Genomic DNA, 17,307 nt, shown 5'->3' on the forward strand with positions numbered 1-17,307 from the left:
TGCGACCTTTATGCCCCTTTTTTCTGAATTTTAGCCCAAGAATCTTTCAAACCGACCGTACGGTTAAACACGAGGCGTCCTTCTTGGCATAAATGCCGATCCGCACAGAAATAACCCACGCGCTCAAACTGATAATGGGTTTCGGGCTGTGCTTGTGCAAGACTAGGCTCACAATAGGCTTGTACACTCACTAAAGAGTCTGGGTTGAGGTGTGCCAGAAAATCCACTTCTTTGTCAGCATCAGGTGCTTCTACGGTAAATAAATTATCGTATAAGCGCACCTCTGCAGGCACAGCATGCGCCGCACTCACCCAGTGAATCACACCTTTCACTTTACGCCCTTCAGGATTTTTTCCTAAAGTCTCTTTATCTAAACTGCATTGCAGCTCAAGGATATGGCCTTGTTCGTCTTTGATCACTTGATCACAACGAATCACATAAGCATTACGCAAACGGACTTCCTGCCCCGGTGCTAAACGGAAATATTTCTTGGGCGGATCTTCCATAAAATCCTCCGCATCGATGTAAAGCTCCGCTGAAAAGGGTAACACACGCTCACCTAGTTCTGGGCGAGCCGGATGCACAGGCGCTTTGATTTGTGTTGCAACATCTGCATCCATATTGGTAATCACCACTTTAATTGGATTAAGCACACACATAGCACGCTGTGCATTTTCTTCCAAGTCAGTACGGATGCTGTGGTATAGCATATTAATATCTACTACCCCATTCGAACGGGTCACACCAATCAAATCACAAAAATGGCGTAGTGCGGCTGGGGTATAACCGCGGCGACGCAAGCCCGCAATGGTTGGCATACGTGGGTCATCCCACCCTTCAACAATACCCTGATCAACCAAGAGCTTAAGCTTGCGTTTTGATGTGACTGTATAGTTTAAATTTAAACGCGCAAATTCAGTTTGTTTTGGCTGATGGGGCACAGGTAAATTAGCTAGAAACCACTCATACAAAGGGCGGTGATCTTCAAACTCTAAAGTACAAATCGAATGAGTTACCCCTTCAATCGCATCCGATTGGCCATGAGTAAAATCATAGCTGGGATAAATGCACCACAGATCTCCCGTCTGATGGTGATGTGCATGACGAATACGGTACAAAATAGGATCACGCAAATTGATATTAGCGGCTGCCATATCAATTTTTGCACGCAACACCTTGGCACCGTCTGGATATTCACCAGCACGCATACGTTCAAATTCGGCAAGATTTTCTGCAGGCGTGCGGTCACGGAAAGGGCTTGGGCGACCAGGTTCAGTTAAAGTCCCTCGATATTCACGCATTTGCTCAGGCGTGAGCTCACAAACATAGGCTTTACCTTCACGAATTAAATGTAAAGCCCACTGATACAACTGGTCAAAATAGTTTGAAGCATAGCGTACTTCGCCTGCCCATTGAAAACCTAACCAGCGAACATCTTCCTGAATAGAATCAATATATTCCTGTTCTTCTTTCGCAGGGTTTGTATCGTCAAAGCGCAAGTGACAATCACCGCCGAATTGCTCCGCCAGCCCAAAGTTGAGGCAAATACTTTTCGCATGACCTATATGCAAATAGCCGTTGGGTTCTGGAGGAAAACGGGTGACCACCTTAGTCGTCTGCCCTTGTGCACGTTCGTCAGTAATCAGATTTCGAATAAAATTAGGAGCAGCAGTGGTTTCGGCCTTACTCATCGCTATCGCTTCTTTAATTAAGTGATCGAAAGGCGGCAGAACCGCCGCACGGAATAATAAGTTGCCAGTATACTGCAAGCACCTTGTTTTACCCAAGAGGGCATAAAATATCATGGCGTTAGCGATTAAAAAAATGTCTTGGGGATTGCTACCCCCAAAACCGCATAAAAATGCTATTCTAACACTTCTTCAAATTTGGCTAATGCTTAGCTATTGCGGTGCAGCTTCTGCACTTACTTTGACCTCTGATGAAAAGGCAATCCTGATGATTATTTTACATACTACTAAAGGCGATATTCAGTTAGAACTTGATTTTGAGAAAGCGCCTAAAACTGCAGCTAACTTTGAAGCTTATGTGCGTGCTGGTCACTATGACGGTACCATCTTCCACCGTGTCATTGATAACTTTATGATTCAAGGCGGCGGTTTTACGGCAGAGATGCAACAAAAACCAACCCAAGCGCCGATCGAAAACGAAGCTAACAACGGCTTATCCAACAAAACAGGGACCATCGCCATGGCACGTACCATGGACCCTCATTCGGCCAGCGCACAATTTTTTATTAATATTGCCGATAACACTTTTCTTGATCACACTAGTAAAACCATGCAGGGTTGGGGTTATTGCGTCTTTGGTCGTGTCGTGGCGGGTATGGAAGTTGTTAACCAAATTAAAGGCGTCACCACAGGTAATGCACACGGACACCAGGATGTACCGACAGAAGCCATTGTGATCACCAGTGCCGAAGTCATCGAAGCACAAGATTAAGGAAGAAATAAAGCAAGTGTGCTAGGGTGCGCGTATTGTACTCATCAAAGGAAATACGCATCGTGAGCATTCATTTGTTTATCTCTGATTTACACTTGCGCCCTGAACGTCCAGAGATTGCGCATGCCTTAGTGAGTTTTTTACAGCAGGAAGCTCGGCATGCGCAACACTTGTATCTTTTAGGAGATATTTTCGAATATTGGATTGGGGATGATTATATCCCTAAGGAAGTGCAAGCCTGCCTAGACGCATTTGCACAAGTGGCTGCAACAGGGACCAAAATCTATTTCATGGCAGGGAATCGTGATTTTCTATTTGGTGAGCAAGCCGCACAGCAAGCAGGCATGCATAAAATCCCAGATCCTTATGTCATTGACCTTAATGGCACACCCGTTTTACTTGCCCACGGCGATAGTTTGTGCACCCAAGATCAAGCTTACCAAGCATTTCGTGCGCAAGTACGCCATCCCGCATGGCAAGCCCAAATCCTCGCACTCCCAGTTCAAGAACGTCTTGCCTTAGCACAAAAGTTACGCATGCAAAGCCAAGCTGACACCCAAATGAAAACCGAAGCAATTATGGATGTCACACCAGAGGAAGTGCCCAAGCTGATGCAGGCAAATGGGGTGAATATCCTCATTCACGGCCATACCCACAGACCACAAATGCACGATTTAGGTACACAAGGCCAACGCTGGGTACTCGGTGATTGGGACACACACCTCTGGTTTATTCGTGCAACCTGCGCACAAGATATGGCCCTAATTAATCGTCCTTTGACAGCTTAAAACCCGAGATTAACGTCGTATTTGTATCAGCACCCCAAAATAAGGATTATCTAGATAATGGATCTCATTGCTGCGCATACGGCGTTTTTGTTGCATGTAAGCGGCTGAATAAGGGACTAGACCTCTTTGTTCAAACTGGTGCAATCCTAAATTGGTATGCACATGCAAATAGCGACCGACACTTAAGTTCACATAGCCTTGTAATTCGGCGACATTTTGCAAGGCACGCCCGCCTTCGATTAATATAGGGCGTGCCTGTGTACGACTTCCTATATGCATTCCCCAAGCTTGATGCCACAAAATGCGTGTGCCTGAACGTTCTTGCAGTTTCTGGCTGATTCCAGTGAGATGGCGCGTCACTTGCGTCAGCGGGCTGATTTGTTGCGAATCTATTTGCTGCTGCCAAAAAGATACTGTATCCACTTGATAGGCACGTTCACTGGGTAAAGACCAAGTTATCACATCACGCGTGCCTTCAGCAGAAGGATTCAGTGATTGAGGTTGAGTAAAAATCAACATTTCTACCTGATAATAACCTGCATTACTGGCCCATAAAGGTGCAGAAGCTAAAAGCGCCAACCCTAGAAAAGTAAGTATTTGCACACGTACACAAGCTGGTAGCCGTATGACAGCTTTCAGATAAGAACTGATACTTTGCCAACCTGCGTAACATCTGGATTTTAAAGAGAGCTGCATAGTAATTCCTTTGACGACTAAAAAGCATAAAGACTGTCTGTTTGCTTCACCAGCTAAGCCTGTACTGATGATTCGGGCCAAGCTAGCTCAGTTAATAGGTGATGTACCCATTGAATACGTGCTTGTTCCGTTTCCGCCTTCGTAAATACCCATTTTAAACGCTGATTCGCACCATCAAACCGATAAGTCTTGGGTTCGGCTTGCATCAAGCTTACCAAAGCTGGGGTATTAATTTGCGGATGCTCATTAAATTCAATAAAGCCTTGTGTTTCCCCAAGATCAAGACGTTTAGCACCTAAAGGCGCCAACCTCAATTTCAAGCGTGTTAAGCTAAATAAACGCTGCAGCGCCTCAGGTAATAAACCAAAGCGATCTATCATTTCTACCTGCAAGTCAACGAGTGCTTGCTCTGTTTTCGCACTGGCAATGCGTTTGTACATCATCAAACGCGTATGCACATCAGCAAGATAGGTTTCCGGAATTAACGCCGGCAAATGCAAGTTCACTTCAATCGAAGGACGCATCAGCACTTGCGTTTCTATATCTTGACGGCCTTCGCGTAGACTTTGAATCGCTTGCTCAAGCAAATCCGTATATAAACTAAAACCTATCGCGGCCATTTGCCCACTTTGTTCCGCACCGAGTAACTCACCTGCACCACGAATTTCTAAATCATGGGTTGCCAATGTAAAGCCTGCGCCTAAATCCGTTGTGTTAGCAATGGCTTGCAAACGCTGCTCCGCCTCACGCGTTAGTTTCTTACCGGCCGGTGTGAGTAAGTAAGCATAGGCTTGATGGTGCGAACGCCCGACACGCCCACGCAACTGATGCAATTGGGCCAAGCCGAATTTATCCGCACGCTCAATAATGATGGTATTGGCATTAGGAACATCAATCCCAGTTTCAATAATGGTGCTACAAACCAGCACGTTAAAATTCTGATGATAGAAAGCACTCATCACCCGCTCTAGCTGACGTTCCGGCATTTGTCCATGCGCAACCCCTATACTAAGTTCAGGCAGCAATTCCGTTAGGTCTTGTGCACAATTTTCAATCGTTTTGACTTCATTATGCAGATAATAGACTTGGCCACCGCGTAACACTTCCCGCAAAATGGCCTCTTTAATTAAGGCAGGATCACGCGGGCGCACAAAGGTCTTCACAGACAAACGCCGCGCCGGTGGGGTGGCAATAATGGACATATCCCTAAGGCCAGACATGGCTAAATTCAGGGTGCGAGGAATCGGGGTGGCTGTCATCGTCAGAATATCAACTTGAGCACGTAGGGCTTTAAAGCGTTCTTTTTGCTGTACGCCAAAACGATGTTCTTCGTCAATAATCACCAAACCTAAATTTTTAAAGTTCACATCAGGTTGTAATAATTTGTGTGTGCCAATAATAATATCTAGCTGACCTTCTTCTAAGGCTTTAAGCTGTTGGTCTTGGCTTTTTTTACCACCAAAGCGTGAAATAACACCAATTTTTACTGGCCAGTCTGCAAAACGATCACAGAAATTATCATAATGTTGTTGCGCTAGTAGGGTAGTCGGCACCAAAACGGCAACCTGCATACCGCCTTGTACTGCTAAAAAAGCAGCACGCATCGCCACTTCTGTTTTTCCAAAACCTACATCCCCACAGATCACCCTATCCATAGGCTGGGGCGCACACATATCTTGAATGACAGCTGCAATTGCATTTTCTTGATCTGGCGTTTCCTCAAAAGGAAAACCAGCGGCAAAAGCCGTATATTCTTGATCTGGTGCTTGACAGGCAACACCTTGTCTTAGCGCACGCTGTGCATAAACATCCAATAACTCAGCAGCCGTATCACGAATTTTCTCAATCGCTTTGCGCTTCGCTTTCTCCCATTGATCTGAGCCCAATTTATGCAAGGGCGCTTCTGCAGCTGAGGCACCTGTATAGCGTGAGATCAAATCTAAATTTGCCACAGGCACATATACTTTCGCTTCATCTGCATATACAAGCGTTAAAAATTCATGTGCCTGACCATCAATTTGTAAGGTTTGTAAGCCTTGGTAGCGTCCTATGCCATACTCGTTATGTACCACAGGAGCACCTAATGTCAGCTCCGACAAACTGCGAATTGCAATTTCAAATTCTGAATCTTGATTTTTTTGCCCAGCACGCCGCCGACGTTGCAAAACAGGCTGTCCAAACAACTGATTTTCAGTAATTAAAATTAGCCCAGGGTCATCCAACCACAAACCTTGATCTAAAGGAGCCAAAGTGATTAAGAAATTTTCTTGGCTTGCTAATGCCTGTGCCCAATCTTCCACTGGATGCGGATACATCTGATGTTGTGCCAATAAATCCAGTAGCGCCTGACGACGCCCCGCAGATTCAGCGGCTAAAATTACCTTGTATTTAGGGTGCTTTTGCCGTATCTGAATGAGCTTAGCTAAAGGCTGAGCTGCTTTTGGTTGCACACTGACATCTGCAGCTATTTGGGTTGCCAAATCATGGGCATGGCTTGGTTTAACTTGGTTTACCAGCCTAGGGGGTGCAATCCAAACTTGTGCATAGGTTTTCACTGCTTGACGGACTTGCTCAAAACGCAAGTACAAATGTTGAGGCGGTAAACAAGGGCGCTGCGTATCGTGACGTAAACTTTGATAACGGCGCTGTACTTCTGCCCAAAACTCTTGAATCGCTGTGTTGATATCGCCGATTTCCACCATCAAGGTATTTGCAGGTAAATAATCAAATAAGCTAGCCGTTTGTTTAAAAAATAAAGGTAAGTAGTATTCCACTCCAGAAGCGGCATGTCCTTGCATCACTTCTTTGTACAAAGGACAGGCATGCACATCGACTTCAAATTCAGTCTGGAATGCTTCCCTAAAGTGTGCCAAAGCTTGTGTATGTAAGGGAATTTCTCGTGCAGGTAATAAAGAAAGTTGCTGTAATTGATCTTGTGTACGTTGTGTATCCACATCAAAAGTACGCAGGCTTTCAATTTGTGTATCAAAACACTCGATACGTACCCCAGTCACCTGCCCCATGGGAAAAATATCAAGTAGGCTGCCACGCAATGCAAACTCACCATGTTCATACACAGTGTCTACCCGTCGATACCCCAAACTGACCAAAGTCTGTGTTAGCTGCGTGAAATCTAAGGTTTGCCCAGCAGAGATTGTTAACGTGGACGCCATAACATGTTCGGGCGGGGCGAGTTTTTGTACCAAAGTAGAAGCAGGTACCACCAAAATGCCTTGAGCAAGGCTTGGTAAACTAGCCAAGGTATACAAGCGCTCTGAGATAATATCTGCATGAGGCGAGAAAGTATCATAAGGCAAGGTTTCCCAATCTGGTAAGCTGATCACAGGCCAGTTTTGCGGCGCAAAAAATTTAAGTCCAGCAACCAAGTGCTGACATTGACTCATATCCTGAGTTACCACCAGCAAAGGACCGCTCGCTTTTTGACTCGCCTGTACCAATGCAAGGGCGTCACTTACCCCATGGACTTGCTGCCATACCCATTTTTGTCCAGCTGTCGTCGGTAAGGGAGGATCAAACACAGGCGCACGTTGCATATTTAAAGGGGCAATAGACATAGAAATTCACCTTTTGGGTCCATATAGCTTGGTGGCTATCATACCTTGCTGTGGCTAAGAAGCACAAAAAGCGACAAAACGCGCATCTGTCATTAATAGCGGGTATAATCCTCCGACTCCATCCTTACCTGATTTCGCCGATGCCCTCTATGCTATGGAGAGAAGATGTGATGCAACCCCATACTGTATTAAGCGAGCTCGCACTCAATGTTCTTGGCTTTACCCAGCTCGTTTTTTTTACTGGGCTCATTGTTGCCGCCGTTGTGTTGGTGGTGATGTATTGGGTCGATAAAAACCAAACTAAACATGCAATTCGGCGTAATTTTCCGCTGTTAGGGCGTTTTCGTTATTTCTTCGAATATCTAGGCGAATTTTTCCGCCAGTATTTTTTTGCTATGGACCGTGAAGAAATGCCTTTTAACCGCGCCCAACGTAGTTGGATTTACCGCGCAGCTAAAAATTTGGATAACACGGTGGCATTTGGCTCTACGCGAGATTTGCGGGTGCCTGGCACTATTTTATTTTTAAACTCAGCTTATCCTATCCTAGAACAGGAAGCCCAAGTCTCTCCAGCACGACAAATCGGCCCCTATACTCGTCATCCTTATGATGCGCCTTCGATTTTCAATATTTCCGGCATGAGTTATGGCGCTTTATCTAAGCCTGCAGTACAAGCTTTATCGCGCGGTGCGGCTTTGGCAGGTTGCTGGATGAACACGGGCGAGGGTGGTTTATCCCCATATCACCTTGAAGGTGGCTGTGATATTGTATTTCAAATCGGTACAGCAAAATATGGCGTACGCAATCACGAAGGCCATTTAGATGCAGAGAAGTTGACTGCCATGGCGGCACACCCACAAGTTAAGATGTTTGAACTCAAGCTGTCACAAGGCGCCAAGCCTGGTAAAGGTGGTATGTTACCCGGTTCTAAAGTGTCTGAAGAAATCGCCTTGATTCGTGCCATTCCTGTTGGAGAAGATTCTTTTAGTCCAAACCGACATCCAGATATTCAAACCAGCGCCGATTTGCTAGACCGTATTGCTTTTATAAGAGAAGTTACAGGCAAACCCTGTGGTATTAAGTTTGTTATGGGTGATCACCAATGGTTAGAAGATCTTTTTCATGAGATCACTACCCGCGGCCTAGAAAGCGCGCCAGATTTTATCACTCTAGATAGCGCAGATGGTGGTACAGGCGCCGCCCCTATGCCACTGATTGATGCGGTGGGGCTGACACTGAAAGAAAGTCTTCCCTTGCTAGTTGATATGCTAATCGCCCATGGTCTACGTGAGCGCATCCGCGTCATTGCTTCTGGCAAACTTGTGAATCCTACCCATGTTGCTTGGGCTTTAGCCATGGGCGCTGATTTTTGTGTCACAGCACGTGGCTTTATGTTTTCACTCGGTTGTATCCAAGCCTTTCAATGCAATAAAAACACGTGTCCGACAGGGATTACCACCCATGATCCAGAGTTACAGCAAGGGCTTGTTGCCTCAGATAAAGCTGAGCGTGTTGCCCAATATCACCGTCATTTGTTGCATGAAGTGGGGATGATCGCGCATTCTTGTGGTGTCGTCGAACCCAGAGGTCTCACTCGCAATCAAGTGCATCTGGTACAAGCAGATGGCCGTTCTGTCAATGCCGCCCACTTATATGCAAACCAGTACCAAGGCCCACAAGCTTAATGCTATTAGCAAGTTATTTTTATCGTTTTAGTATACAGATTAATATAGAGGTATCATCTTGAGTCAGACTACTTCATCAACACCTTCAAGCAGTCAAAAACCCGGTCGCCGTCATAAAAAGTATCGTCGGCGCCCTCGCCAAACTCAGGCGCACAAAGGGGCGACTCAAAATAATCAACACAATCCAAAGACTTGGCGCTTGGAAGAGTTTCAAGTTCCTGAAGTTGCAGGAAAATTACGCTTTCATGATTTTGATCTGCCCTTATCTTTAATGCGTGCTATTTGTGAACAAGGCTTTACCTACTGCACCCCGATTCAAGCCCAGTCATTAAAGTACACCTTGCACGGCTTGGACCTAATCGGTAAAGCACAAACTGGCACAGGTAAAACGGCGGCTTTTCTCATTAGCATCCTCGCTTATTTTTTGGAAGAAGAAGCGCCAGACGGACAGAAAAACGCTGCACCTCGCGCCCTGATTATTGCACCTACCCGCGAACTCGTACTGCAAATTGCTAAGGATGCGATGGCGCTTGCCCGTTATACCCAGCTCAATGTTGTCCCTATTGTTGGTGGCATGGACTACCAAAAGCAAAGACAACAACTTGGACGTGGCAAAGTCGATATTTTGGTTGCCACTCCAGGTCGATTATTAGACTTCCACAATAAGCGGGATCTCGATTTGCGTGAGGTGGAAGTTCTGGTCCTCGACGAAGCAGACCGCATGCTAGATATGGGATTTATCCCAGACGTTAAACGTATTATTCGCGCAACACCACGTAAAGAAGATCGGCAAACGTTACTTTACTCAGCCACTTTTACCCAAGATATTTTAAATCTTTCTGAACAGTGGACTTGGCAGCCTAAGCGCGTTGAAATTGCCACTGAATTAAAAACTAGTGCAAATATTGAGCAACATGCTTTTCTTGTCAGTGACCATGAGAAGCTGAAACTGCTCGTCAATATTATTAAAGGCTGGGATTTGCACAAGGTCATGGTGTTTACCAATCGTCGTGACATTACTCGCCAAGTCTTTGAACAACTGAAAGCTGCCGGCGTTAATGCAGCCATGCTTTCAGGAGAAGTTGAGCAGAAAAAGCGTGTCGCAACTTTAGAGCGTTTTCGTGATGGCGATATTGATATTCTAGTGGCGACAGATGTTGCAGGACGTGGCTTACATATTGACGATATTAGCCATGTGGTAAATTACACACTACCCGAAGATCCAGAAGACTATGTCCATCGTATCGGACGCACTGGACGTGCAAGCTCTTTAGGTACATCTATTAGTTTTGTTGGTGAGGAAGATGCTTTTTGTCTACCTGCGATTGAAGCTTATATTGGTGCTCGTTTACCTTGTGTTTATCCACCTGAAGACGTATTAGAACGTCCGCCACAAACCAACACAGAAGAAACATCATTTGTAAACACTTTGTGTGCCGCGGCTGTTATCGCTGAAACGGCTGAAACGGCTGAAACGGCTGAAACGGCTGAAACGGCTGAAACGGCTGAAACGGCTGAAACGGCTGAAACGGCTGAAACGGCTGAAACGGCTGAAACGGCTGAAACGGCTGAAACGGCTGAACAAGCAGTAGAAACCTTAATAGATACAACTGCAAGTTTTAAAGCCGAAGCCGAAGCCGAAGCCGAAGCCGAAGCCGAAGCCGAAGCCGAAGCCGAAGCCGAAGCCGAAGCCGAAGCCGAAAAATTGCCACACGTTTATGCTGATAGCAAGACAGTAGAAACAGAAACAGAAACAGAAACAGAAACAGAAACAGAAACAGAAACAGAAACAGAAACAGAAACAGAAACAGAAACAGAAACAGAAACAGAAACAGAAACAGAAACAGAAACAGAAACAGAAAATTCAATGAATTCTACAGTGTCAGCGCAAGCAAAAATTTAAGGAAGGCTAACTCAAGGCGCCATCTTACTTAGGTGGCGTTCATTTTATTGATAAAGATATACACAATAAATTCTTATGCTAACCCATGAATTAAAACAAAATATCCAATCACATTATCGTCAATATTTACAAAAAAAGCAGCTTAAGCCACGTTTTGGGCAAAAGCAGATGATTGCAAGTATTGCACGTACTCTAGGAAATATTCAGGTTGATCAACACGGCATCCGCCAAAATCATCAACATATTAGTATTCTTGAAGCAGGTACAGGCACAGGCAAAACACTTGCTTATTTATTAGCAGCTTTACCTTTAGCAAAAGTTGCTAATAAACGCCTTATTATTTCCACGGCAACGGTTAGCTTACAAGAGCAGCTTTTATATAAAGACTTACCAGATATCCTCAAACATACTGATTTAAAATTTCATTTCGTATTAGCAAAGGGGCGCTCTCGTTATTTGTGCCCAAAGCATTTAAAAACCTATCAAGATGAGCATGCGCAGCAGGACTTGTTAAGCAAGGGCGTATCCACAAAAAATCATCTATACCTAGCCGATCAGTTAATGGCGGACTTTAAAGAACATCGATGGAATGGTGAGAAAGATACTTGGCCAGAGCCTTTGCCCTTCGGTTTTTGGAATAAAATTACCAGCAATCAGCACACTTGTATTAAACGGCACTGCGCTTATATAAAAGAATGCCCTTTTTACCAAGCAAGAGAAAAAATAGAAGAAGCTGATTTAATTATTGCAAATCACGATTTAGTACTTGCAGATTTATCTTTGGGTGGGGGTGTTATTTTGCCTTCACCAGAAAATAGCATTTATATTTTTGATGAAGCACATCAACTCGCTGATAAAGCACTTGCGCATTTCACTTATGAGTTCCAAGCAAACAGCTTTTTAGAACATTTACAAGGTTTGCAGGAGATATTTAACAGTACATTAAAATCTATAAAAGATTTAGATATAGATTTTTCTGCTTTAACAACAGGAGCACAAAAAATACATGCAGAAATTACAGAGCATGTATTACCTTTACTTGCAGAAAACTGCCATATTCCTAAAGAAGAAGCTTATACCTATCGCTTTGCTGACAGTCAAGTACCCGAACAACTCAGTGTTTACAGCTTAAATCTTGCCCATCAACTTGATCATCTACTAAGCCAACTTAATAAAATAAAAGAAAAAATTCAAGAAATTATCAATCATGAGGGGGAAGCAAGCCAGCAGTTACTCAACCTCAGCGCTCAAGTCAATATTAAGATAGAAACTTTTACTCAAGCCGCTGCCTTGTGGCGCATGTACGCTCACTCACAGAGTGATTTGAATTTACCTCAAGCTTACTGGCTGCAAACTTTAAGTCATCATCAAGGTTGGGACACGCACCTATTCACTAGTCCTATACGAGCAGATCAACATTTAAAAATAAATTTATGGCAAAGATGTTATGCAGCTATTTTAACATCAGCCACTTTAACTGCCTTAGATCCGCACACTAAGACTTTAAGTTTTCGTCGTTTACAGGAGGCTTGTGGGTTAGAAATTGATTATTTTTATCAAAGTTTGCCCAGCCCTTTTAATTATGCTGATTCTGGTGTATTGAAAATACCCTCTTTTGCTGTTGATCCTAGTCAGGATATAGAAAAGCATACTCAAGCTATCACTCATTACATTCAAGAGGTTTACCAAAAAGCTTGTGCAGAAGGTGTTTTGGTTTTATTTAGTTCGCGTAAACAAATGCAACAAGTCGAAAAAAATCTAGCCGTTGAAATTGATACTTTATGGATACAAGACAGTTTAAGCCGACAAGTCTTATTAGAAAAACACAGATCTTGTATTGATCAAAATAAAACTAGCATCATCTTTGGGCTCGCAAGTTTTGCAGAGGGTATTGATTTGCCAGGCAAATATCTTACGCATGTGATTATCACACGTTTACCTTTTAGCGTGCCTGATCACCCAATTGAAGCAACCTTGGCAGAATGGCTACAAGCGCAAGGCAAGAATCCTTTTCAGTACGTCAATTTACCTGAAGCTAGTATACGTTTAGTACAAGCATGTGGACGTTTAATTCGCACTGAAAAGGATCAGGGGATCGTCAGTATTTTAGACCGACGTTTACTAAGTAAAACTTACGGACGCGCCTTATTAGAAGCCTTACCCAAATTTAGACGTGAATTTTCCTGATGCCATAGCACTTGGCGTGTTTCTCAGTTGTTGATAACCAAGAGGGTCTAAATGTACACGCCGGATAATAAATCTTTCATGAAAAACATAGCTTAACAAACCTAGAGGGAAAAAAATTACGCTCATTACCAGCAAGGGAAAACTAATAAAATACAACCAAGATAACTGGCTTTTATAAAGCCAGCACAAAAGGTTGACTTTTGCTAACCAAATAAACAGATACAGGCTTGTTATACCAAGAAATAGAATCAACCAGTGGGGATGTTGCAACTCAAAACTTTGTGTTTGGTATATAGGCGAAATAATAAAACCTAGCCCTCCCATCCCTATTAAACTTAGAAAGCCACTAAATCGATAATTTAAGTAGCTTATTTTAGGCCACTGACTAATGCTCCAGCTTAAAAAAGCTAAGCAAACTACAAAGATAAAAGTGAGTGTGCTTAATATAGTAAACATATGCCTATCATCCTGAATGCTTATGCTCTTTAAGCTTAAAGGATGTTTGCAAGGCTGACTAGCAACAAAATATTATTTTTGTGAACCAATATAAACAACTCCCCTACAAGATAACAGGAGAGTCGTTAACTTTACTTAAATTCACCAATTCCTTATAAACGCTCAAATAAAGTCGCGACGCCTTGACCCATACCAATACACATACTAGCCAAACCTAAACTGACCTGCTTTTGTTGCATCATATGTACTAGGGTTGTGCAAATACGTGCACCTGAGCACCCTAATGGATGTCCTAAAGCAATTGCACCACCATTGAGGTTCACACGTGTATCTAAGGTATCTAAAAGCCCCAAGTCTTTAATCACAGGCAAAGACTGAGCAGCAAAAGCTTCGTTAATTTCAAAAATATCAATATCTTGAATGCTTATATTCGCCGCCGCCAGCGCTTTTTTAGAGGCAGGCACAGGCCCGTATCCCATAATGGATGGATCACACCCAGACACCCCAAGACTTAGCACACGCGCTAAAGGCGTTAACCCTAAAGATTGCGCCCGTTCTGCACTCATCAATAGAATCGCCGATGCCCCTACAGATAACGCAGAAGATTGACCTGCAGTTACGGTTCCTTGTTTAGGATCGAAAACAGGTGGCAAAGCAGCTAAGTCTTCCAAAGTCGTTTGCGCACGAATGACTTCATCTTGGGTAATCATATCAATACCACCTGCACTATCATGGCCTTGGATGGCAATGATTTCCCGTTTAAAACGGCCTTCTATTGTCGCAGAATGCGCCCTTTGGTGTGAGCGCAAGGCAAATTCATCTTGTTGCTGACGGCTGATACCATGCATTTTGCCGAGCATCTCCGCAGTTAACCCCATCATCATGGCACCTTTTGCCAAGTGTAAGCTTGCCTGTGGATTCACATCAACGCCATGCATCATGGGCACATGATCCATATGCTCAACGCCACCAATTAAGTAGACATCGCCTAAACCAGCACGAATATGAGCCACCCCTGTATGTAGGGCTGTCATAGAAGAGCCACATAAACGGTTCACCGTTTGTGCCGGCACACTTGCGGGAATGTCAGTTAACAAAGCGGCATTACGGCCAATGTTATATCCTTGTTCCAGCGTTTGATTCACACAACCCCATAAAATATCGTCAATTTCTGCTGGGTTGAGCTCAGGTACCCGTGTCAAAATCGCTTGCATCACCTCAGCAGATAAAGCTTCTGCCCGTACATGGCGGAATGCGCCTTGCTTCGCTTTTGCCATAGGTGTACGCACGGCATCAACAAGAACAACATCACGTGGATTAAGTGACATAGTAAAGATCCTCATAAAGCTGAAAGTTAGGCATAAAATGCTTGCTGATGCGCAGCCTGCGCACGTACTTCATCGGTTACCTGGTACAAGGGGCCGTATTGCGCGTAGCTATCTGCTTGCGCAACAAAGGTTTCCAGCCCTAGGCTATCGATGTAGCGGAAGGCCCCGCCGAGAAACGGAGGAAAACCTATACCGTACACAAGTGCCATATCTGCTTCCGCTGCCGAGGCTACAATTCCCTCTTGCAAACAGCGCACACTTTCTAAACACAGAGGAATCATTAAACGTTGCACAATTTGCTCGTCACTCACCTCATTTTGTGATTGCACCAAAGGGGCTAATACCTCATACACGCTCGCATCGGGTATTTTCTGCCAACGGCCCTTTTTATCTGCCTGATAACGATAAAAACCTTGTTGATTTTTTTGCCCACGCCTTTGTGCTTGCTGCATGATATCCAACGCACTGGTACCTTCTATCGCCATGCGATCTGGGAAACCCGCTGCCATCACTTGATGTGCATGTAAAGCCGTATCTAAGCCGACAACATCAAGTAAATATGCAGGCCCCATAGGCCAACCAAATTTTTCCATCACTTTGTCGATACGCTGAAAATCAACCCCTTCTGCTAGCAACTGCATAAAACCAGCAAAATAAGGGAAAAGAATACGGTTGACTAAAAACCCTGGACAATCTTTGACAACAATTGGCGTTTTACCTAAACGCTGTGCATAGGCAACTACCTGAGCGACTGCAGCATCAGAAGTGGCCTGCCCACGAATGACTTCAACCAATGGCATCTTATGCACTGGGTTGAAAAAGTGCATACCACAAAAATTTTCTGGACGGGAAAGATGCTGTGCTAGCGCGTCTATCGAGATGGTCGAAGTGTTAGAGGTTAATACCGCTTGTGCCGATAAAAGACTTTCTACCTCAGCTAACACCCGACCTTTGACTTGCTGATTTTCTACAACCGCTTCCACCACAAGATCAACATCAGCAAAGTCTCCATAACTTAAGGTGGCACGAATATGACTTAAGCGAGTTGCCATGTCTTCCAAGGTCAGTTTTTTGCGTGCTACTTGCTTACTTAACAACTGGCTCGCTTCTTGCAAACCGAGATTTAAGGCCTCTTCGTGTACATCTTTCATGATAATCGGAATTTTCTTATAAGCACTTTGATAAGCAATTCCCCCACCCATAATACCCGCACCTAAAACCGCCGCTTTTTTCACAGGGCGTGCTTGCTGACTTTGCTTTTGTGCTGTTTTTTTAACTTGCTGGTCACTTAGAAACAAGCCAACTAGTTGATGACATACAGGTGTTTTAGCCATTTTAGCAAAGTGTTTGGCCTCTACCTGTTGTGCTTTCTCACGTGCATAAGCAGCACCTTCTTGTACTGCTTTAATGGCCTGCATAGGCGCGGGGTAATGTTTGCCTGCTTTGGCTGCCACCACACCTTTGGCGCTTTCAAAAGCCATCATGCTTTCAATCGGATTTAATTTAAGTGCTGCAAGTTTCTGCCGACGCTTCGCTTGCCAGTTTAAAGTACCTGTATGCGCTTGCGCCAAAATATGATAGGCCGCATCCAACAAACTTTCTTGCGCTACCACACCATCGACAGCACCCACTTTTAAAGCGGCTTCTGCTGAATATTCGTTACCCCCACAGATCCATTCCAATGCATTATCACAACCGATCAGCCGGGGTAGGCGTACGCATCCCCCCCAGCCGGGAATAATTCCTAATTTTGTCTCAGGTAAACCAATTTTTGCTTGGGGTGCTGCCAAGCGATAATCTGTGGTCAGGCAAATTTCAAAACCACCCCCCAAAGCTAACCCATTAATTAATGTAACACTGGGGTAAGGTAAATCTTCAATCTGATTAAAAAGTTCGTGGACACTCTGATTCATTTCAATCAAAGTCTGCTCAGAAGCTGCAAAAACCTCATGAAACTCTGTAATATCTGCGCCTACGATAAAAGCTTCTTTAGCACTTTGTAAAATTAACCCGCGAATGTTCGTCCGTTGCTTAAGTGCTGCAAGTGCCGCTTGCATTTCTGCAATCGTTGCACGATTCAGTTTGTTAATACGCTCACCAGAGAGATCAAACACCCATCTTGCATAAGCTTCTGGGGTTTCATGCACCTGTATTGCCTGACCTTGATAAATCATGCCTTTGTCTCCGTCGTCATTTTTATTATATCGGCTCAAATTCATACAAGCGTTT

10 protein-coding genes and 1 pseudogene are annotated in these 17,307 nt (G+C 44.3%); 5 read left to right on the plus strand and 6 right to left on the minus strand.

Annotated features, from left to right (window positions below; genetic code table 11):
• Nucleotides 1-8 precede the first annotated feature (8 nt).
• Nucleotides 9-1,691, minus strand: a complete 1,683-nt coding sequence (locus BMX05_RS00440) for a glutamine--tRNA ligase/YqeY domain fusion protein (RefSeq protein WP_093308335.1) — start codon at nucleotides 1,689-1,691, stop codon at nucleotides 9-11.
• A gap of 265 nt (nucleotides 1,692-1,956) precedes the next feature.
• Between BMX05_RS00440 and BMX05_RS00445 the strand changes: the two genes are divergently transcribed.
• Together BMX05_RS00445 and BMX05_RS00450 are read left to right on the plus strand one after the other, a co-directional pair.
• Nucleotides 1,957-2,460, plus strand: a complete 504-nt coding sequence (locus BMX05_RS00445) for a peptidylprolyl isomerase (protein ID WP_093308336.1) — start codon at nucleotides 1,957-1,959, stop codon at nucleotides 2,458-2,460.
• A gap of 62 nt (nucleotides 2,461-2,522) precedes the next feature.
• Nucleotides 2,523-3,248, plus strand: a complete 726-nt coding sequence (locus BMX05_RS00450) for a UDP-2,3-diacylglucosamine diphosphatase (protein ID WP_218138953.1) — start codon at nucleotides 2,523-2,525, stop codon at nucleotides 3,246-3,248.
• A gap of 9 nt (nucleotides 3,249-3,257) precedes the next feature.
• Here the strand turns inward: BMX05_RS00450 and BMX05_RS00455 are convergent, their stop codons facing one another.
• Nucleotides 3,258-3,944, minus strand: a complete 687-nt coding sequence (locus BMX05_RS00455) for a CsiV family protein (protein WP_093307765.1) — start codon at nucleotides 3,942-3,944, stop codon at nucleotides 3,258-3,260.
• Between the two features lie 53 nt (nucleotides 3,945-3,997).
• Nucleotides 3,998-7,519: a transcription-repair coupling factor gene (mfd, locus tag BMX05_RS00460; RefSeq protein WP_245710353.1), complete on the minus strand. Its 3,522-nt coding sequence runs from the start codon at nucleotides 7,517-7,519 to the stop codon at nucleotides 3,998-4,000.
• 170 nt (nucleotides 7,520-7,689) lie between these two features.
• Here mfd and BMX05_RS00465 point away from each other — a divergent pair, with 170 nt between their 5' ends.
• From BMX05_RS00465 to dinG, 3 genes and pseudogenes are all read left to right on the plus strand, one after another.
• The gene (locus BMX05_RS00465) at nucleotides 7,690-9,204 is read left to right on the plus strand and encodes an FMN-binding glutamate synthase family protein (RefSeq protein WP_177166724.1); all 1,515 of its coding nucleotides are present in this window, start codon (nucleotides 7,690-7,692) and stop codon (nucleotides 9,202-9,204) included.
• A 58-nt stretch (nucleotides 9,205-9,262) separates the two neighbouring features.
• Nucleotides 9,263-10,585: pseudogene (locus BMX05_RS00470) on the plus strand (DEAD/DEAH box helicase); the annotation flags it as partial.
• Nucleotides 10,586-11,182: 597 nt separating this feature from the next.
• Entirely contained in the window at nucleotides 11,183-13,294 is a 2,112-nt protein-coding gene (gene dinG / locus BMX05_RS00475; protein WP_093307767.1) for an ATP-dependent DNA helicase DinG, read from the plus strand.
• Here dinG and BMX05_RS12335 read toward each other — a convergent pair.
• The 3 genes from BMX05_RS12335 to fadB form a co-directional block, all read right to left on the minus strand.
• A complete protein-coding gene (locus BMX05_RS12335) occupies nucleotides 13,265-13,750 on the minus strand; it encodes a hypothetical protein (protein WP_143051920.1) in 486 nt (161 codons plus the stop codon). The two genes, dinG and BMX05_RS12335, sit on opposite strands and share 30 nt — an antisense overlap.
• 152 nt (nucleotides 13,751-13,902) lie before the next feature.
• Nucleotides 13,903-15,078, minus strand: a complete 1,176-nt coding sequence (fadA, locus tag BMX05_RS00480) for an acetyl-CoA C-acyltransferase FadA (protein WP_093307769.1) — start codon at nucleotides 15,076-15,078, stop codon at nucleotides 13,903-13,905.
• Between the two features lie 26 nt (nucleotides 15,079-15,104).
• Nucleotides 15,105-17,252 (minus strand): fatty acid oxidation complex subunit alpha FadB, encoded by a 2,148-nt coding sequence (gene fadB, locus BMX05_RS00485; protein ID WP_093307771.1) that lies wholly within the window; start codon nucleotides 17,250-17,252, stop codon nucleotides 15,105-15,107.
• Nucleotides 17,253-17,307 lie beyond the last annotated feature (55 nt).

The sequence above is a fragment of the Allopseudospirillum japonicum genome, assembly GCF_900108915.1.
Taxonomy (GTDB): domain Bacteria; phylum Pseudomonadota; class Gammaproteobacteria; order Pseudomonadales; family Halomonadaceae; genus Pseudospirillum; species Pseudospirillum japonicum.